At 39.7% G+C, this 824-nt stretch carries 1 protein-coding gene; it reads left to right on the plus strand.

Features of this window, described 5'->3' with window-relative positions:
- The first annotated feature begins 120 nt into the window (after positions 1 to 120).
- Positions 121 to 726, plus strand: coding sequence for a superoxide dismutase SodA (gene sodA / locus HT687_RS11540; protein WP_000974743.1), 606 nt, complete (start codon positions 121 to 123; stop codon positions 724 to 726).
- The last annotated feature ends 98 nt before the right edge of the window (positions 727 to 824 follow it).

Raw genomic sequence — 824 nt, forward strand, 5'->3', positions numbered from 1 at the left:
ATTTTCGAAGAGTATTATTAGAAAGTATGTCAGTGATTTCCTTATCTATAAGCAAAAAACTTGAAAAAAGTGAATGTTTGCGTTATCATTTTCATATAGAAAGAAAAAGAGGTATTACAGATGGCTATTATCTTACCAGAACTTCCATATGCATACGACGCTTTGGAACCATACATCGATGCGGAAACAATGCATTTGCACCATGACAAACACCATCAAACTTATGTCAACAATGCCAATGCAGCTTTAGAAAAACACCCTGAAATCGGTGAAGACCTTGAAGCCTTGCTTGCTGATGTAGAATCTATCCCAGCTGATATCCGTCAAGCACTTATCAACAATGGTGGCGGACACTTGAACCACGCTCTTTTCTGGGAATTGATGACTCTCGAGAAAACAGCTCCTTCAGCAGAACTGGCAGCAGCAATCGATGCAACATTTGGTTCATTTGAAGAATTCCAAGCAGCCTTCACTGCAGCAGCAACAACTCGTTTTGGTTCAGGTTGGGCATGGTTGGTTGTCAACAAAGAAGGGAAACTTGAAGTGACTTCAACAGCAAACCAAGACACACCAATCTCAGAAGGTAAAAAACCAATCTTGGGCTTGGACGTTTGGGAACATGCTTACTACGTGAAATACCGCAACGTGCGTCCTGACTACATCAAAGCTTTCTTTTCAGTAATCAACTGGAATAAAGTAGATGAATTGTACGCAGCTGCTAAATAATGATAGTTGGAGGGAAGAATTGTTCTTCTCTTTTTTAGGATATAAGATTCTGGTCTGACAAAATCGTCAGACTTTTTTCATTTTTATGAGAAACGTGC

This window comes from Streptococcus sp. 1449 (assembly GCF_013276805.1).
Lineage (GTDB): Bacteria > Bacillota > Bacilli > Lactobacillales > Streptococcaceae > Streptococcus > Streptococcus pseudopneumoniae.